Here is a 22,302-nt window from a genome sequence, read left to right as displayed (position 1 = left end):
AAAGTGAAACCTTTCATCGGAAGCGCGCCCGTTTCCTTGTGGTGCGCGGGTCATAATGGTATGTTCTTGGCCTTCTCAGATTGATCAATGCGATTCGCAAGGGGAATTACGCAATGCGTATTATTCTGCTCGGGGCACCGGGCGCAGGTAAAGGCACTCAGGCTCAATTCATCATGGAGAAATACGGTATTCCGCAAATCTCCACCGGTGACATGTTGCGTGCGGCAGTAAAAGCAGGCACCGAACTGGGCCAACAGGCGAAAGCCATCATGGATGCCGGTAAACTGGTGACTGACGAGCTGGTGATTGCGCTGGTTAAAGAGCGTATCGCGCAGGAAGACTGCAAAAACGGTTTCCTGCTCGATGGCTTCCCACGCACTATCCCGCAGGCTGACGCCATGAAAGAAGCAGGCATCAACGTGGATTTCGTGCTGGAGTTTGCTGTACCGGACGAACTGATTGTGGATCGTATTGTGGGACGTCGCGTACATACGCCGTCTGGCCGCGTTTATCACGTCACTTACAACCCACCCAAAGTGGAAGGTAAAGACGATGTGACCGGCGAAGAGCTGACCACGCGTAAAGACGACCAGGAAGAAACCGTGCGTAAGCGTCTGGTGGAATACCATCAGCTGACTGCACCGCTGATTGCTTACTACAGCAAAGAAGCAGCAGACGGTAACACCCAGTATCACAAGATCGATGGCACCCGTAAGGTTGCTGAAGTGAGCACGCAACTGGCCGGTATTCTCGGTTAACCCGACATACTTCAATGTGCAGGCGCGTTGGCTGCTCTCGTTTGCCACCTTCCTGCCATTTGAATGATTAAGGGTTGTGCTATAAAGGGTCGGTTGTCCGGCCCTTTTGCAGCAATTGCTTTCCCCTCCCACGATTTCCGCTACAATTTCCCTCGATTTTGACCCATTCGTTTCGACATCAAGGAAATACAATGAGGCAAGAAAAGCCCGGGGTTTTGCTGGTTAATTTAGGCACACCAGATGCACCCACTACACCAGCTGTTAAGCGCTACCTGAAACAATTCCTTGGCGACCCGCGCGTGGTGGATACGCCACGTTGGTTGTGGTGGCCGATCCTGAATTTTGCCATCCTGCCGTTCCGATCGCCGCGCGTCTCCAAACTCTACGCGTCCGTCTGGATGGAAGAGGGCTCGCCGCTGATGGTGTTCAGTAAACGTCAGCGAGATGCGCTCGCGCAGCGGCTGGATATGCCGGTTGAGTTGGGGATGAGCTACGGCCAACCGAGTCTTGACGGTGCGGTGCAGCGTTTGCTGGCGCAGGGCGTCACACAACTGATTGTGCTGCCGCTCTATCCGCAGTTCTCCTGCTCCACGGTCGCTGCAGTGTGGGATGGCCTGGCCGCCAGCTTCAAACCGCTGCGTTCGTTGCCAAGCGTTGCCTTTATCCGCGATTATGCAGAGCATCCTGCCTACATCGCGGCACTGAAAGCCTCGGTAGAGCGCTCCTTTGCGCTGCACGGCGAACCGGATCTGTTGGTGCTCTCTTATCATGGCATTCCGCAGCGCTTTGCGGACGAAGGCGATGATTATCCGCTGCGTTGTAAAGACACCACGGATGCGCTGGCCGCCGCGTTGGGCATTGCGCCGCATAAAATCATGATGACGTTCCAGTCACGCTTTGGCCGTGAGCCGTGGTTAACGCCGTACACCGACGAAACCATGCAAGGTTTGCCAGCCAAAGGCATCAAGCATGTGCAGGTAATGAGTCCAGGGTTTGCCGCAGACTGTCTGGAAACACTGGAAGAGATCAGCGAGCAGAACTGTGAGTTCTTCCTGCATGCGGGCGGCGAGAAGTTTGAATATATTCCTGCGCTCAACGCCGATGACGAGCACATCGAGATGATGGTACAACTGGTTAACGCACGCCGATAAAGTGATGACAGAGAGTGTGATATCATTCTCTGTCAGATTTCCCTTACGGCAGCCACGATGAAATTTCCCGGCAAACGCAAATCCAAACACTATTTCCCCGTCAACGCGCGCGACCCGCTGCTGCAAGCCACGCCTCAAGAGCAGGAAGAGGGCAGTTGGGTGGCCGGTATCGACCAAACGCTGGTGGATATTGAGGCTAAAGTCGATGACGCTTTCTTACAGCGCTATGGCTTGAGCGCCGGTCATTCACTGGTGATTGACGATGCCACCGCCGAAGCCTTGTATGACGAACTGATGCGTGAAGGGCTGATCAGCCATCAATTTGCCGGTGGCACCATCGGCAATACGCTACACAACTACTCTGTTCTCGCGGACGATCGTTCGGTGCTGCTTGGCGTGATGTGTAATAACATCCAGATTGGTGGCTACGCCTATCGCTATCTGTGCAATACCTCCAGCCGTATGGATCTCAATTATTTGCAAGGCGTCGATGGCGCGATTGGCCGCTGCTTTACGCTGATTGGCGAGCAGGGCGAACGCACCTTTGCCATTAGCCCCGGCTTGATGAACCAACTCAAGGCTGACAGCATTCCAGAAGCGATGATTGCCGGTGCTTCAGCACTGGTACTGACCTCATATCTGGTGCGTTGCCAACCCGGCGAACCGATGCCTGACGCGACGCTGCGCGCCATTGAATACGCGAAAAAGTATAACGTGCCGGTGGTGTTGACGCTGGGCACCAAATACGTGATTCAGGATAACCCTGAGTTCTGGCGTGATTTCCTGCGTGACCACATTTCGATTGTGGCGATGAACGAAGAAGAGGCCTTTGCCTTAACCGGTGAACAGGATCCGCTGCTGGCATCGAACATGGCGCTGGATTGGGTGGATCTGGTGCTGTGTACCGCCGGACCAACCGGCTTGTATATGGCGGGTTTCACCGAGGAAGCATTCAAGCGTAAAACCAACCATCCGCTGCTGCCGGGAGCGATTGCCGAGTTCAACCAGTATGAATTCAGCCGTGCGATGCGACACCAGGATTGCCAGCAGCCATTGCGTATTTTCTCGCATATAGCGCCTTACATGGGCGGACCCGAGAAGATCATGAACACCAACGGTGCGGGTGATGGTGCGTTAGCGGCGCTGCTGCACGATATCACCGCCAACAATTTCCATCGCCAGAAAGTCCCGAACTCCAGCAAGCATGCGCGCGAATATCTCACTTATTCGTCGCTGGCGCAGGTATGTAAGTATGCGAACCGGGTGAGTTATCAGGTGCTTAATCAGCACTCTCCACGCCTGACGCGCGGCCTGCCGGAAAGGGAAGACAGTTTAGAAGAGTCGTATTGGGATCGATAATGAAACCGGTGCGCATCAATGCGCACCCTTCGTGATTGAATTTCCAGGGTCGCCATTTATGGCGTAATGCTTGTCAGTTAAGGACTCAGGCTGCTTATTGATAAGTGGCCTGTCTTTTCTGTGCGGGCTCTGCCGCCTCTGCTGCCCCCTCTGGGCCGTCCTCGCGCCGCTAAAGCGGTACCTTCGACTTCCACGTCGTGCCGGACGGACCGTTCGCGGATGACCATCCATGGTCGGCCGCGAACTGCCCCACGCCTCCCCGCGTGGGGCTCCTGGCCCAACGTAAAAGTCTCAGCGCTGCGGATAACCCTGAGGGGGCAGCAGAGGCGTCAGAGCTTCAGGCAATGTGCCCTTTTTGACAACCCGCACTGAAGCTGATGAGCTGGCTGGGGTCGCATCGGGGCAGGCATTCCGCAGCGCTGAACGGCGTGAGTATGCCAGGAGAGCCCGCAGGACGCGGGCGAAAGGTGGCGCTGGAACATGGATGTTCCATCGGCACCGGTCCGTAAGGCAGACGAATGAAGTGGAGGTACCGCGTAGCGGCGTTAGGACCGCCTGCCCCGATGCGACCCCAGACGGCGTTATCGTCAGTCGCTTAACTGACGAGACTTACGCCATTTATGGCGACCTGTTTAATAACGGCGCCAAATTAAATCGGGCACTCACGCACAATCGGTTGCTCGGCAATCTCTTCCTGCAACACGTTCAACATACTGTTGGCAATCTCACGTTCGCCCATCACCACGCGATTGGCACCGCGTTCAATGATGTAATTCACTTCATCGTCATAATGCGCGCGCGCAATGATCTCGATATCCGGGCGTTTCTCGCGGGCGGCGGTAACGATCTCACCCGCTTCATAGCCATTCGGGATGGTCAGCAGCAGCCAGCGGGCGCAATCGAGTCGGGCTAATTCCATGGTATCAACACGTGCCGCATTGCCCAGCACCGCTTTGATACCTTGCTCGCGCAGCGCTTCGACGCGTGGTCGAGAGTTTTCCACCACCACCAACGGCACATCCGCTTCCAGTAATTTCTGCCCCAGCAAGCTTCCCACGCGTCCGTAACCAACGATCACCGCATGGTTGCAGATATCCACTGGAATCTGTTTCTCATCTTCAATGGCCTCTTCCAGCGTCTGCTCTTCGATGGTTTCAGTCTTCTCGAGATAACGTTCCAGCAGGGTGAACAGAATCGGGTTCAGCATAATGGAGAGAATCGCGGCAGCCAGTACCAGATTGCGGCCCTCATCACTCAGCATGCCGAGCGAAATCCCCAGACCTGCCAGGATAAAGGCGAACTCACCAATCTGCGCCAGGCTTACGGAAATGGTCATAGCAGTGCGGCGTGAGTGGCCGAGCAGGGTGACCAGCAGCCAGGCGGCGATGGATTTACCCAGCACGATGATTGCCAGCGCACCCAGCACGGCGAGTGGCTGTTCGATCAATATCATCGGGTCAAACAGCATGCCGACGGAGACAAAGAACAGCACCGCGAACGCATCGCGCAACGGGAGTGTGTCGTGGGCGGCGCGATGGCTGAGTTCAGATTCATTCAGCACCATACCGGCAAAGAAGGCGCCGAGCGCAAAGGAGACATCGAAGAATTCCACTGCGCCAAAGGCGATGCCCAATGCCAGTGCCAGCACCGACAAGGTAAAGAGTTCACGCGAGCCGGTTGCGGCACTTTTGGCCAGAATCCATGGCACCACGCGGCGGCCAACTACCATCATCAGCACCATAAAGGCGACGACTTTGCCGATGGTCAGCATCAAATCCCACAGTAGCAGCGTCGGGCTGGCGTTCCCTTCCTCCAGCATGCCGGCAATCGCGGGCAGCAGCACCAGCGTCAGCACCATCACTAAATCTTCGACAATCAGCCAGCCGATGGCGATTTGTCCGCGCTGGCTGTCAATCAGTTGGCGCTCTTCCAACGCACGCAGTAACACCACGGTACTGGCGGTCGAGAGGCACAGACCAAACACTAAGCCGGTCATCCAGGACCAGCCCATGGCCCAGGAAAGCCCCATCCCCAGCAGCGTGGCGACCGCAATCTGCGCGACAGCACCGGGAATGGCGATCGACTTTACCGACATTAAATCTTTCAGGGAAAAGTGCAGACCGACGCCAAACATCAGCAGAATGACGCCCAGTTCGGCTAACTCGGGGGCAAGATTGGTATCGGCGACAAAACCTGGCGTGAAAGGACCGGCGAGCACGCCAGCCAGTAAATAGCCCACCAGCGGAGAAATACGCAGACGATTCGCCAGCATACCAAGGAGAAAGGCGAGGACCAGGCCCCCGACAATGGTGGTGATCAACGGTGTGGTGTGATGCATGCCTGTCTCCTTGTATGCAAATGTATCCGCTTGTAACAACCTAGTGTAATGCACAATCCTCCACCGCGTTTAAACATTTGAGCGGTGAAAAGCGAAAAAATTGAAAAAATGAGAAGAAAACTCAGCTGAAGCAGCATTTTCCTCAGTTATCTCACGCTATCGGCAGGATTTACGCAGAGTAGAGGGGGGGCGATGGAAAAAAATTGCCCCCCAAAAGCGGTTCAGGCGTGGCGGTTATCAGGCAGGAAAGCGGTCAAAAGGCCAATCAAAGGCAGCCAGGCACAGATTTGATATACCCATTCGATGCTGGTGTGGTCAGCCACCACGCCAAGAACGGCGGCACCCAGGCCGCCCATTCCAAAGGCAAACCCAAAAAACAGCCCTGAAACCATGCCGATACGTCCTGGCATCAACTCTTGCGCGTAGACCAGGATGGCGGAAAACGCCGATGCCAGAATCAAGCCAATGATGACGCTTAATACGCTGGTCCACATCAAGTTGGCGTGCGGCAGCAGCAACGTAAAGGGCGCGACACCCAGAATCGAACACCAAATCACGTATTTACGCCCAATTTTATCGCCAATCGGCCCGCCAATAATGGTGCCGGCCGCCACTGCGCCGAGAAAGGCAAACAGGTGGAATTGGGACGCTTGCACCGAAAGTCCAAATTTCTGCATTAAATAGAAGGTGTAATAGCTGCTCAGGCTGGTGAGATAGAAGTATTTGGAGAAAATCAGCAGCAGCAGGATGCTAATGGCAAAAGCGACTTTCTTGCGCGGCAGTACATTGACCGGTGCAACGGCGGGTTTCGCCTTGCTGGCACGATGCTGGTGGCTGTACCAGCGGCTCACCTGCAACAACACAATAATGCCGAGCAGTGCCACCAGCACAAACCAGCCCAGATGGCCTTTGCCGTAAGGCGCGACGATCATCGCCGCCAGCAGTGGCCCTAATGCGCTTCCAAAATTACCGCCCACCTGGAACAGCGACTGCGCCAGTCCGTGACGTCCACCAGAGGCCATACGCGCCACGCGAGAAGATTCCGGGTGAAACACGGAGGAACCGCTGCCCACCAGCGCGGCCGCCAGCAGCACCTGCGGATAAGTCGAGGAGAAGGTCAATAACACCAGTCCACACAGGGTAAAACCCATGCCGACTGGCAGCGACCAAGGCTTTGGGTATTTATCCGTGTAGTAGCCAATTAGCGGTTGCAGTAATGACGCGGTGACCTGGAAAGTCAGCGTGATCAGACCAATCTGCACGAAGTTAAGGCTAAAATCCTTTTGCAGCATTGGGTAGATCGCCAGCAGCAGCGATTGCAGCATATCGTTAAGCAGATGCGCGAGGCTGATGGCACCTAAAATGCCAAAAGCAGTGCGTCCCGGCGCACGCGCTGGGGTTGCGATTTCACTTGCCATAAAAAATCCTGAGAGTGCGTTTATCGTTATCAGTTTGTTAATACCTGAGTGACTCTATAAGCCTTTGGTCTTGAGTTAAAGTGCCATCTGTGCGACACAGATGAGTGATAAAGCACATTAAGTCCACGGCTAAGTGGAAAAACGCAGAATAAGGAGATCGGCTTTGTTGTCATTACCGCGGAAAGGGCGCTGGTTAGCGCTGATCGTGCTGTTACTGCCGATGCTGGCGCAGGCCTGGCAAACGGATCGGACTTATCGTTTTAGTATTCTGCACACCAACGATCATCATGGCCGTTACTGGCCAAATGCGCAGGGCGAATACGGCCTGGCCGCGCAGAAAACGCTGATGGATAAACAGCGTTATGATGTGCAGGCGCGGGGCGGCGGCGCACTGATCCTTTCTGCCGGGGATGTGAATACCGGCGTGCCGGAGTCCGATTTATTAAACGCAGAACCCGATATCCGTGGCATGAACCTGATTGGTTACGATGCCATGGCGCTGGGTAATCATGAATTCGACAAGCCGCTCAGCGTGCTGCAAATGCAGCAGAAGTGGGCGAAATTCCCGTTTCTCTCCGCCAATATCTATCAAAAAGGCACCGATCAGCGCCTGTTTAAGCCGTGGGCGATCTTTAACCGCATGGGTTTGAAAATTGCGGTGATTGGCCTGACCACCACCGACACCCTAAAAATCTCCAACCCGGAAAATATTGCTGAGATCGATATTCGCGATCCGGTGAAAGAGACAGAAAAAGCGGTGGCAGAATTGCGCGCAAGCGAGAAACCCGATGTCATCGTGGCCTTAACCCACATGGGTCATTACGACGATGGCCAGCATGGTAGCAATGCGCCGGGCGATGTGGAGTTAGCGCGCAGCCTGCCGCCGGGCACCATCAATGTGATCATTGGCGGCCACTCGCAGGATGCGGTGTGCATGGAAAAAGAGAATGTCAGCGTCAAAGATTATCAGCCGGGCCAGCCCTGCCAGCCCGATCGGCAAAATGGCGTTTGGATCATGCAGGCGAAAGAGTGGGGCAAATATGTCGGACGTGGCGACTTCACTTTCCGTAACGGTGAGCTGACGCTGGACAGTTATCAGCTGATCCCGGTGAATCTTAAGCATGAGGTGAAAAACCTCGATGGCAGCGTTTCCTGGCTCACCTGGCAGGAAGAGATCCCGCCTAACAGCGCCATGATGAAACTGCTGACGCCATATCAACTGCGTGCCGCGAAGAAGCTGGATGTCAGCGTGGGCAGCAGCGATGGCGTATTTGTCGGTGAGCGCGACAAGGTGCGCTTTGAACAAACCAATCTCGGTCAGCTGATTCTGCGTGCGCAGATGGCCGCGACCCAAGCGGATTTTGCGGTGATGAGCGGCGGCGGTATTCGCACCTCATTAGCGCAAGGCAAATTGAGCTGGCGCGATCTGTTACAGGTACAACCGTTTGGTAATCAGGTGGTTTCCGTCACCTTAACCGGCAACGAGTTGCTGAGTTATCTCGCGACCGTGGCGAATATCAAACCCAACTCCGGTGGCTTTGCGCAGTTCAGCAACATCAGTCTGGTGGCGGATGGTAAAGCGGTCAGCGATGTGAAGATCAATGGCGAACCGCTGCAAAAGGACAAAACCTATCGCATGGCCACCAACAGTTTTAACGCCAGCGGCGGCGATGGATATCCGCAGATTGAGAGCCATCCAGGATTTAACAATACCGGGCTGCGTGATGCCGACGTGCTACGCGATTACGTCAGCCAGCACTCACCGCTTAAAGTGGCTGATTATGCACCCACAGGGATCACGCATTTGACGGAAGCGCAGGTGCAGGAGCGGGATAAAACGCAGGAGAAGCCAAGGAAGCGCAGTTATCCGCAGGCCCTCCTGGCGTGGATCTGGCCGCGCATGGCGCATAATTAAACCGCCGCGCCGTCTGGTCGCCATAAATGGCGACCCTACAACGTCATACGGATTCGGCGTGGGATCATAGATTGGCAAACCGGGCACATAGGTAACAGTTAACCCCACGTCATTATAGCGTGCGCATTTATGCGCACCGATGGATTATGCCTGGCATGACTTCTGCCCAACCCAGCGCTGGCGCAGCTTATCCCACATCCAGTTATACGCCATGGTATAAGGCAGGAAGAACAGAAAGAACGCCACTTCCAGCACGAAGGCTTCCAGCAGCGTAATATTCAGCATCCAGGCCGCAATCGGCAGGCCAATCACGATGAAGCCCCCCTCGAAGCCCAGCGCGTGCACCGCACGCAGACCCAGACCGCGTTTCACGTGCGGCGGCCAGATGCGATCAAAACCGCTGTTATAGATCATGTTCCACAGCATAGCGACGGTCGATAACATAATCGCCAACGCGCCCATCTGAAACAGCGGTTTATCCATCACCCAGGCTGCCAGCGGTGCAACAGTTAAAATCGCCAGCACTTCAAATCCTGCGGCATGACAAAAACGTTCTTTCAGCGAACGGGTACGCATAAAAACCTCCTTTTTGGTTACGTCGCGCATTTTCTCACCCTGAAATGCTAAGATAAAATGATTACCTATCGATAAAAGCGATGGTTCACCATGAAATACTCCCCGGAATCCCTAGAGGCCTTTGTGCAGACGGTGGCCAGCGGATCCTTTTCGGCGGCGGCACGCGCACTGGCGAAAAGTCAGTCCACCATCAGCAGTGCGGTGGCGAATCTGGAAGATGACTTAGGTTTCACCCTGTTTGATCGCAGCGGGCGTCAGCCGGTGCTAACGGAACAGGGGCAACGTGCGCTGGCTCAGGTACAGCAGATTCTGGCGGCCAGCCAGCGGCTGGATGAACTGGCGGCGCGCCTGTCGCAAGGGGTGGAGCCGCGGCTGAGTCTGGCGATCTCAGATTTCTGGCAGGCGGATCATCATGAAAATCTGTTGAACCGTTTTGAATCACGTTATCCGGATATCGAATTTGAGTGCATGATCGCCGAGGATGCCGATGCGATCGACTTGTTGCAGGCGGGACGCGTTCATTTGGGCGTGGTGCGGGCGCAACCACAGCTCCCGCCGGATTTGGCGGTGGCACGTTTACAGGTTGGGGCGCAGATGGCGATCTATCTGCATCAGGGTCACGCACTGTCGCAGTTAAAGCAGGTCAGTGAAGCGCAACTGGGTGAGCTACGCCATCTGCGGCTGAATACCTGGGTGCAAAATCGTGAACCGCTGCCTGCCGGGCGCGTATGGTCAGCCCCCTCCTATTTACTGTTGCTGGAGATGGCAGAGCAGGGCTTCGGCTGGAGTGTTTTGCCGCGCTGGCTGGTGGAGCAGTTTGGTCATCAGGTATTGAAAGAGTTGCCGATACCTGGCTGGCCGCAGCGCATTGCGGTGGATGTCATCTGGTCGCGCCGCAATCCGCCCGGACCGGCCGGGCGATGGATGATCGATCAACTGTGCGCGCAGCAGCCCAGTTAGTCGCGACGTGCCACATCCGCCAGACTCGCATCCAGCAGCCGCGCCAGATCCTGTGCGGCCAGTTCAATATCCAGCCCGCGCTTGCCACCGGAGATAAAGATGGTGGCAAATTCGCTCGCCTGATGATCGATCACCGTCGGTAGACGTTTTTTCTGCCCTAAAGGACTGATGCCACCCACCAGATAACCGGTTACGCGCTGTGCCAGCTGTGGATCGGCCATATCGGCTTTTTTCGCTCCCAGCGCTTTCGCCACTTTTTTGAGATCGAGCTGGGAAGAAACCGGAGTCACGGCCACCGCCAGCGCTTTAGCATCACCGTTGAGCGCCACCAACAGGGTCTTAAACACCTGTCGCGCATCCAGATTGAGCTTGCGAACCGCTTCGTCGCCGAAGTTGGTTTCATGGCTGTCATGGTCGTAAGGATGCAGCGTAAATGCGACCTTTTGTTTTTCCAGCAGTTTTACAGCAGGTGTCATATTCGTTCCTTGCGACAAAAATTCTTAATTCAGATTGGACGAAAATTACTGGCGAAATTCTGAACTTTGCGCGAGAATTGGCCCGCGCCAGTAACCCTGGTGATAACCAAAATCATAAACAAATTCCTCTTTGACGGGCCAATAGCGATATTGGCCTTCTTTTTTTGTTGATGTATCACTCCAAACAATCCCATATCGCGCATTTGGCCGCGTGCCCATCCAAAGATTGCGCAATAAATTGCGCCGCTACGATTTCAATAGTCCCGCACATTCCTGGTAGGGGAGGCCTTCAGGCCGCCCATGGACTTGCCGCTACGATTTCAATAATCCCGGCAGATTGTCTTCGCCGTACAGATGCAGTGCTCCCACGGCCACCACATAGCGGCCTTTTGGCAGCGCCAGCAGCAATTCACGCCAGTGCTGATTGCGATGACGCATCAGGGTGTCATTAAGGTCGCTGTTAAAAGTGGTCGGTAGCGCCACCGGTTGCTGACTGGGCGGAGCATCCAACCACCAACTGATCATGGTTTGCAGCAAGCGCGCATTGGTATGCCAGTGTTCCAGCGTATCCAGCAGCAACGGCAAGCCATCCTGCGGCAGCGATTTCAACAACGCGATTTGCGTTTCCGGGCCTTCCAGTTCGATGATGCGCTTATTGGCCGCTTTCGCCGCCATTAACAGCTGATAATCGATGCCATATTGTGGCCGCAATCCAAGGCGCTGTGCCTGCTGAGCTTGCAGCATCAAGGCGATTTGCCAAAAGGGCAGGGTGTCAAACATACCCATCGACAGCGAAAGCTCATCACACAGGGCATCCAGCCGTTGCAGGACGTCTGCATCAAGGCGCAGGGCCAGCGGGGGATGCATATCGTCATTGGTGAAGGGCGATGCCCCCTGGGTGATATCCGCTTCCACAATCAGCGCATCGGCTTTGTTGAGCTGCCGCAATAACCCCTCGGGCAGCGGCTGCATATCGCGCGTACCCATGTGAATGCTGCCAGCCAGATGCAGGCGGCGGTCACCTAATTGCATATCCATCGCCGGCCAGCTGTAACGCGCCGGGAAAAGGGTAGCGGCCAGTTGCTGAAGGCTTTGCCACAGACTGCGTCTCATGCCCTGTCCTTTTAGAGTCAAAAATCCATGCTAGCGATTTCACTCGCTGAAAAACAGGGCAGAGAGGGCGATTAACGTTGTGAAGGTTTAAACCGCAACAAACGGTTAGCGTTGCTCACTACGGTAATCGACGACAGCGCCATAGCCGCACCCGCAACAATCGGGCTGAGCAACATCCCGGTAAAGGGATACAGCACGCCAGCGGCAATCGGAATACCGAAACTGTTGTAAATAAACGCCCCCAGTAGGTTTTGGCGCATATTCTGCAAGGTGGCGCTCGACATCGCCAGCGCGTCGGCCACGCAGTGCAGATCATTGCGCATCAACGTCATAGCGGCGGTCTCAACGGCCACATCACTGCCGCCGCCCATGGCGATACCCACATCGGCTTGTGCCAAAGCGGGCGCATCATTGATGCCATCGCCAACCATCACCACTTTGCGCCCTTGCTGCTGCAGCTGGCTAATCGCCTGCGCTTTACCTTCGGGCAATACGCCGGCAATCACTTCATCAATTCCGGCTTCTGCGGCAATCGCCTGCGCAGTTTTCGGGTGATCGCCGGTCAGCATAATCAGCCGATACCCCAACTGATGCAGGCGCTGCAACGCGGCTTTGCTCTCTGGACGCAAACTGTCACGCAGGGCGATAAGACCCAGCAGTTGACGATTATCCGCCAGCAGCACCGGCGTGGCACCTTGCTGCGCGAAGCGTTCGATATCGGCTTGTGCGACCGAATAATCGATCTGCTGTTCGTCCAGCAGCGCCTGATTGCCGAGCCACAGTGTTCTGCCTGCGACTTTAGCGCTGATGCCTTTGCCGCGTATTGTACGAAATTGCTTTGAGGGCTCCGCGTTGATGTCTGGCGCTGCCGCCAGAATGGCTTTTGCCAGCGGGTGGCTTGACCCCTGCTCCAACTGCGCGGCGGCGCTTAGCAGTTGCTGACGATTCCAGTCGCCATACAACAGTACATCACTGACCTCTGGTGTGCCGCGCGTCAGGGTGCCGGTTTTATCAAAAACGATGGTGTCGACTTCACTGGCACGCTGCAGCGCATCGGCGTCTCGCACCAACACGCCAAGTTCCGCAGCGCGACCGACGCCTGCAATCACCGACATCGGCGTGGCTAAGCCCAGGGCGCAGGGGCAGGCGATGATCAGCACCGTGGTGACGATCACCAGGGTGTAGGCGAGTTGTGGCTGCGGGCCGACCAGATACCACACCAGACCGCTCAACAGGGCGATGGCGACCACCACGGGCACAAACACCGCCGAAATGCGGTCCGCTAATCGGCCAATTTCCGGCTTGCTGCTTTGTGCCTGACGCACCAGATTTATGATGCGTGCAAGAGTGGTATGGCTGCCGGTGGCGCGCGCCACAAAGCGCAGCGTGCCATCTTGCACCAGCGTTCCAGCATAGACTTTATCACCCGGCTGTTTGGCTTGCGGCACGGCTTCACCCGTCAGCATCGCTTCATCAAACCAGGCTTCGCCGCTTTCGACTTCACCATCCACCGGCACGCGGTCGCCCGTTACCAGTTTCAACAGCATGCCGGGCTGGACTTCGCTTAACGGCAGTAAGGTTTCGCCCTGATCGCTAATGACGCGGGCTTGCGCGGGCGTCAGATCCAGCAGACGTTCCAAGGCTTTTGATGCCCGCTGGCGTGCGCGCTGCTCCAACGCATGTCCGAGGTTAATTAAACCAACAATCATTACGCTGGCTTCGAAATAGATATGTCGCGCCTGCATCGGGAAAAACTCGGGCCACAGCGCCACGCTCATGGAATAGAGCCAGGCCGCACCCGTGCCCAAGGCAACCAGAGTATCCATGGTCGCCGTGCCGTGACGCAAACTGCGCCAGGCGCTGCGATAAAAATGGCCACCGGCAATCACCATCACCAGCAGAGTGATGAGGCCGAGCGAGCGCCACAATGTTTGGTTGGCGTCGCTCAGCATCATGTTGTCGCCGAGCATGCCCCAGATCATCAGTGGCACACCAAACAGCAGTGCCAACGCGGCCTGCCAGCTAAAGCGGCGCATGGCTTGCTGCGCACTCACTTGCTGACGTTCACGCCGCGTTTGTTCATCATCGATCACTTCGGCAGAGTATCCCGCCGACATCACCGCGCTCATCAGCGCATCAGCGGGTGCCTCGCCCAGCACCAGCGCACTGCGCTCACCGAGGTTGACGCGAGCCTGACTGACACCGGGCACTTTTTGTAACGCCTGTTCCACCCGGCTGACGCAACTGGCACAGCTCATGCCGCCAATCAGCAGATGGTGGACAGGAAGGTTTTCAGCTGCCGGTTGGGTATGTGGCTCCGTTGCCAGTGCCTCCGGCGGCGGCGCTACGGCTGGCAACGGTTTAGGCTTTGGGCTGTCTACCGCTGTGGCGTGATAGCCAGCCTGTTCAACAGTTGCAATCAGATCGTCAGCGCTGGCCGCACCGATGACGCGCGCTTCCTGCTGGGTGACTTCGGCCTGTTCGACATCGTCGCGCTGTTCCAGCGCTTCTTTGACCCGTTTGACACAGTGGCCGCAAGACAAGCCGTCCAGTGCCAGTAATTGAGTATGTGACATAGGTAACCTCTTCATCTGTCAGTGATAAAATTACATCCTGCATATATTCGGGTTGCAGGAAGGCAGCAAGTGGATAAATCCCCAGGCGCTTACTCATGTAAGTGACTGAGGTGAAGCCACGCGGCTAACGCACCTGTACCAAGAGTAGGCCCCATGAGGGGGCTTGAATTATGATGGAGATAAGCGTAAACCTTCCATTCAGGGGAAGGTCAAGAGGTGAAAAATGAACATCAGCGATGTAGCAAAAAAGACCGGGCTGAGCAGTAAAGCCATTCGATTTTATGAAGAGAAGGGCGTGGTGACGGCCCCGTTACGCAGTGACAACGGTTATCGCAGCTATGCAGCACACCACATTGATGAACTCAATCTGCTACGCCAGGCGCGGCAGGTCGGGTTTACGCTGGAAGAGTGCCGCGAGCTGGTGACGCTGTTTAATAACCCTGCCCGCCACAGCGCGGATGTGAAGGCCCGCACCCTGAAGAAAGCCGATGAAATCGCCGCGCACATCGAAGAACTGCACGCGATGCGCGCGCGGCTGCTGGAACTGGCGGAGGCGTGTCCGGGTGATGACAGTGCCGAGTGCCCGATTATCAATCATCTGGCAGGCTGCTGCCATCAGGCCGAGGGAAAACGTGGCTGAATCAGCAGCGTAATGCCCACCACACCGGTCACGATCACCGGCGTACCAGCGGGAAGATCTTCCTTGGCCTGCACGCGCCAGCTGCTGTCGCCAATGCGCACATGGCCTAAGCCATCTTTCAGGGCGTTATCCAGCGTCAACTGCATACCGATAAGTTGAGAACCGCGTTGATTAAGGGTATTCGGCTGTTGTGATACTTCCCGATAACGCATCCAGCGATACCAGAAAAACACGCACAGCAGCGTTAGGACGGCAAACAGCGCACCCTGGCTGGTCCACGAGAAGGGGTATAACCACTCGATCAGGCCGACCAACACCGCTGCCAGTCCGCTCCACAGCAGGTAACCGCTGGTGCCGAGCATCTCAGCCGCCAATAGCAGGCCGCCGAGGGTGAGCCAGAACCAGTGTGGATGGGCAATCAGTTCCATCAGGATCACGGTTTACGCTCCTGACGGCTCTCCTTCAGCAATTCACTAATACCACCAATCGAACCGAGCAGGCTGCTGGCATCCAGTGGCATCATCACCACTTTACTGTTGTGGGACTCGCCGATTTTTTGCAGGGCATCAGTATATTTTTGTGCCACAAAGTAGTTCACCGCCTGTATGTCTCCGGCGGCAATCGCTTCGGATACTACACGTGTGGCGTTGGCTTCCGCTTGCGCCTGACGTTCACGCGCTTCAGCCTGCAGGAAGGCTGAGGTTCGTTCACCTTCCGCTTTAAGAATTTGCGACTGCTTATCCCCTTCGGCGCGTAGAATGGCCGCCTGACGCACGCCTTCTGCCGTCAGGATGTCAGCGCGTTTGGTACGTTCCGCCTTCATTTGCGCGTTCATCGCCGCAATCAGCTCCTGCGGTGGGCGCACGTCGCGAATTTCGATACGGGTGATTTTGACGCCCCATGGATTGGTGGCTTCATCCACAATGTGCAGCAAGCGAGTATTAATGTTATCGCGCTGCGACAGCATCTCATCTAACTCCATACCACCCAGCACGGTACGGATGTTGGTCATGGTGAGATTGAGGATCGCCAGCTCAAGATTGCTGACTTCATAGGCGGCGCGCGCCGAGTCCACCACCTGAATAAAGCACACGGCATCAATGGTGACGTTGGCGTTGTCTTTAGAGATGATTTCTTGCGAAGGGATATCGAGGACTTGCTCCATCATGTTGATCTTACGACCAATGCGGTCCATGAAGGGCACCACTAAACTCAGACCGGGGGGAAGGGTTTTGGTGTAGCGACCAAAGCGCTCTACCGTCCACTGAAAACCTTGTGGCACAATTTTTACGCCTGCCCAGACTGTCACTAACGCGAGCACGATAATGACGGGAATCACAGTCAACATATAACCTCCTGGTTGTCAGATTTTCGGGCCGAGTCGCTTCGGCCCGTTTAACGCGCGGTACCGATCAGTACAGCAGCGAGTAAAGCTGGCGGCGGTAACGAGTCGCGAGGGCATCGCCAGTGCCGAGGGCTGCCAAAATCTCCTGGAACATCTTACGAACCTGACCTTCGCCCGCGCTGAGATCGCTTTTCAGGAAGCTGAACAGCAGATCCAACGCTTCTTCATTGCGGCCCACCTGGTGCAGCTGTAATGCAAGTTTAGCAGCCAACTCAGCATTCGCGGGCTCACTGGCCAGCTGTTCCTGCAGTTGTTGGATCTCCGGTGTATCAGCAGCTTGTTTCAGCAATTCAATTTGTGACACCAGGCTTTGATAGCGCGTGTCTTGATCCTGCAAAGGCACCACCGCCAGCACGGTTTCGGCCTCTTCACTGCGGTTGAGGGTGATAAGCACCTCTGCCAGCAGGAAACCGATTTCGCTGTTCTGGTTGCTAAGCTGCCAGGCATCTTTCAGCAGCGGCAGGGCATCTAAGGGTTTACCTTCGTCGAGCAGTTGCATCGCCTGCTGCGCTTTTAGCTCTTCCTCACGCGGCAGAACTTTCTGCAGCAGAGCGCGGATCGCCTCTTCCGGCTGCGGACCCTGGAAGCCATCAACCGGCTGGCCGTTCTGGAACAGGTACACGGTGGGAATGGAACGCAGACCAAACTGTGCTGCCACCCGCTGCTCTTTATCGCAATCCAGTGAGGCCAGAATGAACTGACCGGCATATTCCTGCGCCAGACGCTCCAGAACCGGCGTCAGTTCCTGGCAGTGTTGGCTGCGATCGGACCAGAAATAAAACAGCACCGGCAACTGCATGGATTGCTCCAGCGTCTGTTGCAGGTTGGATTCGTTGATGTCGATAATCAAAGCCTGTGACATGAATACGTCTCTTTGCAGAAAGTGTGTTGAGGATATGGGGGCAAGCAGCCCCGCTTCAAGTTTAAATCTGGCATGCCGCCTAGTTGCTGCGCAATATGCGATCCAACATCCAACCCGGCAGCAGGCGTTTCAGCACGCTCATCATCCACGCGACCAGGGTCACGGGATAGCGCAGGCGCGGATGGTTGCTCTCCAGTGCATGGCGCAGCTTCGGCAGAATGGCTTCCGGCGGCAGAGTAAAGCGCGCGGCAATGCCAGGGTTGCGTACCGGTTTATCCTGCTCGCCCTGATGCACATTGTCGGTGAAGCGCGTGGCAATCGGACCCGGTTCGATCAGGCTCACCCGCACGCCAGAATCGCGCACTTCCATACGCAGCGCATCGCTCCAGGCTTCCAAAGCCCATTTACTGGCGGCATAGGCACCACGCCCCGGCGTGGAAATCAGCCCCAGCACCGAACTGGTATTGATGATACGCCCATTTCCGCTGGCTTGCAGTGCGGGCAGCAGGCGCATCGTCAGTTGATGGGTGCCAAACAGATTGGTGGAGAACTGCTTCTCCAGCTGCGCGCGTGACACGCTGGTGAGCGGCCCGTACTGACCAAATCCGCCATTGTTAAACAGGCCGTACAGGCGGTGATCGCATAATGCCAGCACACGATCCGCCGCGGCATTCACGCTTTCCGCGTCATCAAGATCGAGCTGAATGCCAATAAAGCCCAGCGCTTCCATGTGTGCGACATCCTCAGGACGTCGGCAGGCGGCCATCACGCGATACCCGCGTGACAGCAGATCGTTCGCGGCCACTAAGCCAATGCCGCTGGAGCAGCCGGTGATAAGAATCGTTTTTTGCATTTCTTTACCTGTTATAAATCACACGCCTGCATTAATTCTGCTTTACTAGCGGAGCCAGTTCGTTCGCCATCAGATTGGCAATAAACGGCTGCGCATCCGGATTGGGGTGAATACCGTCCTGCTGCATCCACTCCGGCTTCAGATAGACCTGCTCCATAAAGAAGGGCACCAGAGGAATGTTGTACTGCTGTGCCAGGTGCGGATAGATCGCACTGAACGCCTCGGTATAGCGACGTCCATAATTAGCGGGTAGACGAATTTGCATCAGCAGCGGCTGTGCTTTGGCGGCTTTTACTTCGTCGATCACTTTGCTCAGATCCTGGGCGATGTTCTGGGGTGGGAAGCCGCGCAAACCGTCGTTACCGCCCAATTCGATTAACACCCAACGGGGTTGATGCTGTTTTAATAGGCCCGGCAAACGCGCCAGCCCTTGTCCGGCGGTATCTCCGCTGATGCTGGCGTTAATAATTCTGGGCTGCTGTTGCCAGGTTTTATCGAGCAGGCTGGGCCATGCTGCGGTAGCGGACATGCGATACCCGGCGCTCAGGCTGTCGCCCAGTACCAGCAAGGTATCGGCGGCGGCGATGCGAGACACCAGCAGAAGCAATAACAACAGGAAGGGATAATGCCAGCGGAAAACATTGTTGCAGTTCATCATCTTACTAAGTCCGTCGGTCAAGGAGAGCATCAGCTGACCATCCTTACCGGAGTTGAGCTGGTTGTCAAACCAGCCGAGACCATTGCGTTGATTGGTGAGTCGGGCTCGGGTAAATCAACGCTGTTGGGCATTCTGGCGGGGCTGGATGATGGCAGCAGCGGCGAAGTGAACCTGCTGGGCCAGCCACTGCACAGCATGAACGAAGAGCAGCGTGCTGCGTTACGCGCGCGTGAAGTGGGCTTTGTGTTTCAATCCTTTATGCTGGTGCCGACCCTCAACGCACTGGAAAACGTGCAGCTGCCCGCACTGCTGCGCGGCGACAGCGACCGCGATAGCCGCACCCAGGCGGTGGAACTGCTGACGCAACTGGGGCTCAAGGATCGTCTGCACCATCTGCCCGCGCAACTTTCGGGGGGCGAGCAGCAGCGTGTGGCGCTGGCTCGTGCCTTTAGCGGACGCCCCGGCCTGCTGTTTGCTGACGAACCCACCGGTAACCTCGATCGTAAAACCGGGGATCGCATCGCCGATCTCCTCTTCTCTCTCAACCGCGATTTCGCCACCACCCTGATTCTGGTGACGCACGATGAACAGCTGGCGGCGCGTTGCGATCGTCGGCTGCGATTGCGTGACGGCAAGCTGTGGGAGGAGTCATGATTTGGCGCTGGTTCTGGCGTGAATGGCGCTCACCATCATTACTGATTGTCTGGCTGGCGTTAACGCTGGCGGTGGCCTGTGTACTGGCGCTGGGTTCAATCAGCGATCGCATGGAGAAGGGACTTAGCCAGCAAAGCCGAGACTTTATGGCGGGAGACCGCACCTTACGCAGCAGTGCGCCCGCGCCAGAAGCCTGGCTAAATAAAGCGCGTGATGAGGGGCTCTCTGTGAGCCGCCAGCTCAGCTTTATGACCATGACCTTCGCCGAACAAACGCCGCAGCTGGCGGACATCAAAGCCGTTGATGACGCCTATCCGATGTTCGGCACCTTGCAGACCGATCCAGCCGGCTTAAAACCTCAGGCGGGTACGGTATTAGTCGCGCCGCGTCTGCTGGCCTTACTCAATCTCAAAGTCGGTGACAACGTTGATGTCGGTGACACCACCTTGCGTATCGCCGGTGAGGTGATTCAGGAGCCAGATGGCGGCTTCAATCCCTTCCAGACCGCGCCGCGCCTGCTGATGAACCTGGCCGACGTGGAGAAAACCGGCGCGATCCAGCCCGGCAGCCGACTCAGCTGGCGCTACAAATTCTCGGGCGATCCGGCCCCGCTGGCGCGCTATGACAGCTGGATTCAGCCACAACTGAAGGCCGGTGAGCGCTGGATCAGCGTAGAGAATTCAGAGGATGCGCTCGGGCGTTCGATGCAGCGCGCACAGCAATTCTTGCTGCTGTCGGCACTGCTGACCTTGATGCTGGCGATCGCTGCCGTGGCGGTGGCGATGAGCCACTACTGCCGAAGCCGTTACGATCTGGTGGCGGTGCTGAAAACATTGGGTGCCACGCGACAGGCATTGCAGCGGCTGATCATCGGCCAGTGGCTGGCGGTGCTGTTACTGGCTGCTATAGCGGGCAGCGTGCTGGGGCAGGGGATTGAAATCATCCTGTTGGTGATGCTCAAACCGGTGCTGCCCGCTGCGCTGCCCGCCGCCAGCTTCTGGCCGTGGCTGTGGGCGATTGGCGCGATGTTTGTGATTTCGCTGCTGGTGGGATTGCGCCCTTATCGTTTGTTGATGGCAACGCAGCCATTGCGTGTGTTGCGTCGTGATGCGGTGGCAAACGTCTGGCCGCTGCGCATTTATCTGCCCGCCATGGCGCTGGTGGTGATTGCGCTGCTGGCGTTGCTGATGGGCGGCAGCAAAATGCTGTGGGCGCTGCTGGCCGGTGTGGTGATGCTGGCGCTGCTGCTGTCACTGCTTGGCTGGGGCACGCTGTTGCTGCTGCGTAAACTGGTGGTGCGTAACCTCGCGATGCGGCTGGCCATCAACCGTTTGTTACGGCAACCCGTCATGACGCTGAGCCAGCTGTCGGCGTTTTCGCTGTCGTTTATGTTGCTGGCACTGCTGCTGGTGATGCGCGGCGATCTGCTGGATCGCTGGCAACAACAGTTGCCGCCGGATGCGCCAAACTACTTCCTGCTGAATATGACGCAGGAGCAGGTGCCGCAGGTACGCGATTTCCTCGGCCAGCATCAGGTCAAAGCTGAAACCTTCTACCCGATTGTGCGGGCACGTCTTACTGAGCTGAACGGCAAAGAAGCCGATCCGAAAATGGATAATGCCCTTAACCGTGAACTCAATCTGACGTGGCAGGTGGATCGCCCGGATCACAACCCGTTGCTTGCCGGTGCCTGGCCACCGAAAGCGGGGGAAGTGTCGATGGAGGGAGAGCTGGCGGATCGCCTGGGCCTGAAGCTGGGCGATACCCTTACCTTCAGTGGCGATACGCAGCAGTTCAGCGCTAAAATTACCAGCCTGCGTAAAGTGGATTGGGAAAGTCTGCGACCGAACTTCTTCTTTATCTTCCCGCCGGGTGCGCTGGATCAACAGCCGCAAACCTGGCTCACCAGCTTCCGCATGGATAACAATCCGGTGTTACTGGCACAGCTTAACCGGGCATTCCCGACGCTCAGTTTGCTGGATGTGGGTAACATGCTGAAGCAGATCGGTCAGGTGTTGGCGCAAGTGAGCCAGGCGCTGGAGATCATGGTGGTGCTGGTCACCGCCTGTGGCGTACTGCTGTTGCTGGCGCAGATTCAGGTCGGCATGCGCCAGCGCAGACAGGAGCTGGTGGTGTATCGCACGCTGGGGGCCAGTAAACGACTGCTGCGCGGCACGCTGTGGTGTGAGTTTGCCTTGCTCGGCGTGGTGTCGGGCGTGGCGGCGGCGTTGGGTGCGGAAGCAGCGCTATGGGGCTTGCAGCGCAAGATCTTCGATTTCCCTTGGGAGCCAGACTGGACGTTGTGGATCGCGTTACCGATCTGCGGCGCGCTGCTGCTGTCAGTGTGCGGTGGCTGGTTGGGCGTACGGTTGCTGAAGGGCAAGGCGCTGTTCAGAAGGTTTGAGGCGGCGTGATTGGTAGCTCGTCGCGTTTAATTTCAAGCGTTCATGGCGGGCGGCTAAGAATAGCTTCATGGTTCATAACGTAGCGGCGCAATTTATTGCGCATTTATCAGCGATAACGCCGCTTCAGGTTTGTGCGATAAATCGCACCGCTACAAAAAGTGCCTGTTGTTAGGGTGCTGTACAAA

The 22,302-nt window shown here is 56.5% G+C and carries 19 protein-coding genes; 8 read left to right on the top strand and 11 right to left on the bottom strand.

Features of this window, described 5'->3' with window-relative positions; translation table 11 throughout:
- Positions 1–113: 113 nt before the first annotated feature.
- The 3 genes from adk to LK04_RS13770 all read left to right on the top strand — a co-directional run bounded on the left by adk (position 114) and on the right by LK04_RS13770 (position 3,268).
- Positions 114–758, top strand: coding sequence for an adenylate kinase (gene adk / locus LK04_RS13780; RefSeq protein WP_039330101.1), 645 nt, complete (start codon positions 114–116; stop codon positions 756–758).
- A 191-nt stretch (positions 759–949) separates the two neighbouring features.
- On the top strand, positions 950–1,909 hold the full coding sequence (hemH, locus tag LK04_RS13775; protein WP_039330102.1) for a ferrochelatase: 960 nt from the start codon (positions 950–952) through the stop codon (positions 1,907–1,909).
- 57 nt (positions 1,910–1,966) lie between these two features.
- A complete protein-coding gene (locus LK04_RS13770; RefSeq protein WP_039330103.1) occupies positions 1,967–3,268 on the top strand; it encodes an inosine/guanosine kinase in 1,302 nt (433 codons plus the stop codon).
- Between the two features lie 649 nt (positions 3,269–3,917).
- Here the strand turns inward: LK04_RS13770 and ybaL are convergent.
- Positions 3,918–5,606, bottom strand: a complete 1,689-nt coding sequence (gene ybaL / locus LK04_RS13765) for a YbaL family putative K(+) efflux transporter (RefSeq protein WP_039330586.1) — start codon at positions 5,604–5,606, stop codon at positions 3,918–3,920.
- Between the two features lie 221 nt (positions 5,607–5,827).
- Entirely contained in the window at positions 5,828–7,024 is a 1,197-nt protein-coding gene (locus LK04_RS13760) for an MFS transporter (RefSeq protein ID WP_039330585.1), read from the bottom strand.
- A 163-nt stretch (positions 7,025–7,187) separates the two neighbouring features.
- Here LK04_RS13760 and ushA point away from each other — a divergent pair, with 163 nt between their 5' ends.
- Positions 7,188–8,939, top strand: coding sequence for a bifunctional UDP-sugar hydrolase/5'-nucleotidase UshA (gene ushA, locus LK04_RS13755; RefSeq protein WP_039330584.1), 1,752 nt, complete (start codon positions 7,188–7,190; stop codon positions 8,937–8,939).
- A 144-nt stretch (positions 8,940–9,083) separates the two neighbouring features.
- Here the strand turns inward: ushA and LK04_RS13750 are convergent, their stop codons facing one another.
- Positions 9,084–9,515, bottom strand: a complete 432-nt coding sequence (locus LK04_RS13750; protein ID WP_039330583.1) for a multidrug/biocide efflux PACE transporter — start codon at positions 9,513–9,515, stop codon at positions 9,084–9,086.
- A 90-nt stretch (positions 9,516–9,605) separates the two neighbouring features.
- On the opposite strand from LK04_RS13750, the gene LK04_RS13745 reads away from it, so the two are divergent.
- The gene (locus LK04_RS13745) at positions 9,606–10,475 is read left to right on the top strand and encodes a LysR family transcriptional regulator (protein WP_039330582.1); all 870 of its coding nucleotides are present in this window, start codon (positions 9,606–9,608) and stop codon (positions 10,473–10,475) included.
- On the opposite strand, the gene ybaK is transcribed toward LK04_RS13745, so the two are convergent.
- The 3 genes from ybaK to copA form a co-directional block, all read right to left on the bottom strand.
- Complete coding sequence (gene ybaK / locus LK04_RS13740; protein WP_039330581.1) at positions 10,472–10,951, bottom strand: Cys-tRNA(Pro)/Cys-tRNA(Cys) deacylase YbaK; 480 nt, start codon at positions 10,949–10,951, stop codon at positions 10,472–10,474. The two genes, LK04_RS13745 and ybaK, sit on opposite strands and share 4 nt — an antisense overlap.
- A gap of 312 nt (positions 10,952–11,263) precedes the next feature.
- Positions 11,264–12,064 carry a TraB/GumN family protein gene (locus tag LK04_RS13735; protein ID WP_039330580.1) on the bottom strand — a complete coding sequence of 267 codons (801 nt, stop codon included), beginning with the start codon at positions 12,062–12,064 and terminating at the stop codon, positions 11,264–11,266.
- Positions 12,065–12,135: 71 nt separating this feature from the next.
- The gene (gene copA / locus LK04_RS13730) at positions 12,136–14,640 is read right to left on the bottom strand and encodes a copper-exporting P-type ATPase CopA (RefSeq protein ID WP_039330579.1); all 2,505 of its coding nucleotides are present in this window, start codon (positions 14,638–14,640) and stop codon (positions 12,136–12,138) included.
- Positions 14,641–14,863: 223 nt separating this feature from the next.
- Between copA and cueR the strand changes: the two genes are divergently transcribed.
- A complete protein-coding gene (cueR, locus tag LK04_RS13725; protein WP_039330578.1) occupies positions 14,864–15,280 on the top strand; it encodes a Cu(I)-responsive transcriptional regulator in 417 nt (138 codons plus the stop codon).
- Here the strand turns inward: cueR and LK04_RS13720 are convergent.
- From LK04_RS13720 to tesA, 5 genes are all read right to left on the bottom strand, one after another.
- Positions 15,256–15,714 (bottom strand): NfeD family protein, encoded by a 459-nt coding sequence (locus tag LK04_RS13720; RefSeq protein ID WP_039330598.1) that lies wholly within the window; start codon positions 15,712–15,714, stop codon positions 15,256–15,258. The genes cueR and LK04_RS13720 overlap by 25 nt on opposite strands.
- A complete protein-coding gene (locus LK04_RS13715; protein ID WP_039330577.1) occupies positions 15,714–16,628 on the bottom strand; it encodes an SPFH domain-containing protein in 915 nt (304 codons plus the stop codon). The genes LK04_RS13720 and LK04_RS13715 overlap by 1 nt, the downstream gene beginning before the upstream one ends.
- Positions 16,629–16,692: 64 nt before the next feature.
- On the bottom strand, positions 16,693–17,547 hold the full coding sequence (locus LK04_RS13710) for a thioredoxin family protein (protein WP_039330576.1): 855 nt from the start codon (positions 17,545–17,547) through the stop codon (positions 16,693–16,695).
- 79 nt (positions 17,548–17,626) lie between these two features.
- Positions 17,627–18,400, bottom strand: coding sequence for an SDR family oxidoreductase (locus LK04_RS13705; RefSeq protein ID WP_039330575.1), 774 nt, complete (start codon positions 18,398–18,400; stop codon positions 17,627–17,629).
- Between the two features lie 31 nt (positions 18,401–18,431).
- Positions 18,432–19,058, bottom strand: coding sequence for a multifunctional acyl-CoA thioesterase I/protease I/lysophospholipase L1 (gene tesA / locus LK04_RS13700; RefSeq protein WP_197063317.1), 627 nt, complete (start codon positions 19,056–19,058; stop codon positions 18,432–18,434).
- On the opposite strand from tesA, the gene ybbA reads away from it, so the two are divergent.
- Together ybbA and ybbP are read left to right on the top strand one after the other, a co-directional pair.
- Entirely contained in the window at positions 19,026–19,712 is a 687-nt protein-coding gene (gene ybbA / locus LK04_RS13695; RefSeq protein ID WP_039330573.1) for a putative ABC transporter ATP-binding protein YbbA, read from the top strand. The two genes, tesA and ybbA, sit on opposite strands and share 33 nt — an antisense overlap.
- A complete protein-coding gene (gene ybbP / locus LK04_RS13690) occupies positions 19,709–22,126 on the top strand; it encodes a putative ABC transporter permease subunit YbbP (RefSeq protein ID WP_039330572.1) in 2,418 nt (805 codons plus the stop codon). Before ybbA ends, ybbP begins: the two co-directional genes overlap by 4 nt.
- Positions 22,127–22,302 lie beyond the last annotated feature (176 nt).

The sequence above is a fragment of the Pantoea vagans genome, from assembly GCF_001506165.1.
GTDB classification, from domain to species: Bacteria; Pseudomonadota; Gammaproteobacteria; order Enterobacterales; family Enterobacteriaceae; genus Pantoea; species Pantoea vagans_C.
The sequence above is the reverse complement of the archived record's forward strand: the minus strand, read 5'-3'. Positions and strand labels throughout refer to the sequence as shown.

Bases quoted from the DNA above. Each gene is read 5' to 3' on its own strand.
- ybaL (WP_039330586.1), bottom strand. From the start codon at position 5,606: ATGCATCACACCACACCGTTGATCACCACCATTGTCGGGGGCCTGGTC.
- hemH (WP_039330102.1), top strand. From the start codon at position 950: ATGAGGCAAGAAAAGCCCGGGGTTTTGCTGGTTAATTTAGGCACACCA.
- LK04_RS13770 (WP_039330103.1), top strand. From the start codon at position 1,967: ATGAAATTTCCCGGCAAACGCAAATCCAAACACTATTTCCCCGTCAAC.
- LK04_RS13745 (WP_039330582.1), top strand. From the start codon at position 9,606: ATGAAATACTCCCCGGAATCCCTAGAGGCCTTTGTGCAGACGGTGGCC.
- LK04_RS13760 (WP_039330585.1), bottom strand. From the start codon at position 7,024: ATGGCAAGTGAAATCGCAACCCCAGCGCGTGCGCCGGGACGCACTGCT.
- ybbP (WP_039330572.1), top strand. From the start codon at position 19,709: ATGATTTGGCGCTGGTTCTGGCGTGAATGGCGCTCACCATCATTACTG.
- tesA (WP_197063317.1), bottom strand. From the start codon at position 19,058: ATGATGAACTGCAACAATGTTTTCCGCTGGCATTATCCCTTCCTGTTG.
- LK04_RS13710 (WP_039330576.1), bottom strand. From the start codon at position 17,547: ATGTCACAGGCTTTGATTATCGACATCAACGAATCCAACCTGCAACAG.
- copA (WP_039330579.1), bottom strand. From the start codon at position 14,640: ATGTCACATACTCAATTACTGGCACTGGACGGCTTGTCTTGCGGCCAC.
- adk (WP_039330101.1), top strand. From the start codon at position 114: ATGCGTATTATTCTGCTCGGGGCACCGGGCGCAGGTAAAGGCACTCAG.
- LK04_RS13750 (WP_039330583.1), bottom strand. From the start codon at position 9,515: ATGCGTACCCGTTCGCTGAAAGAACGTTTTTGTCATGCCGCAGGATTT.
- cueR (WP_039330578.1), top strand. From the start codon at position 14,864: ATGAACATCAGCGATGTAGCAAAAAAGACCGGGCTGAGCAGTAAAGCC.
- ybbA (WP_039330573.1), top strand. From the start codon at position 19,026: ATGCCAGCGGAAAACATTGTTGCAGTTCATCATCTTACTAAGTCCGTC.
- LK04_RS13735 (WP_039330580.1), bottom strand. From the start codon at position 12,064: ATGAGACGCAGTCTGTGGCAAAGCCTTCAGCAACTGGCCGCTACCCTT.
- LK04_RS13715 (WP_039330577.1), bottom strand. From the start codon at position 16,628: ATGTTGACTGTGATTCCCGTCATTATCGTGCTCGCGTTAGTGACAGTC.
- ybaK (WP_039330581.1), bottom strand. From the start codon at position 10,951: ATGACACCTGCTGTAAAACTGCTGGAAAAACAAAAGGTCGCATTTACG.
- LK04_RS13705 (WP_039330575.1), bottom strand. From the start codon at position 18,400: ATGCAAAAAACGATTCTTATCACCGGCTGCTCCAGCGGCATTGGCTTA.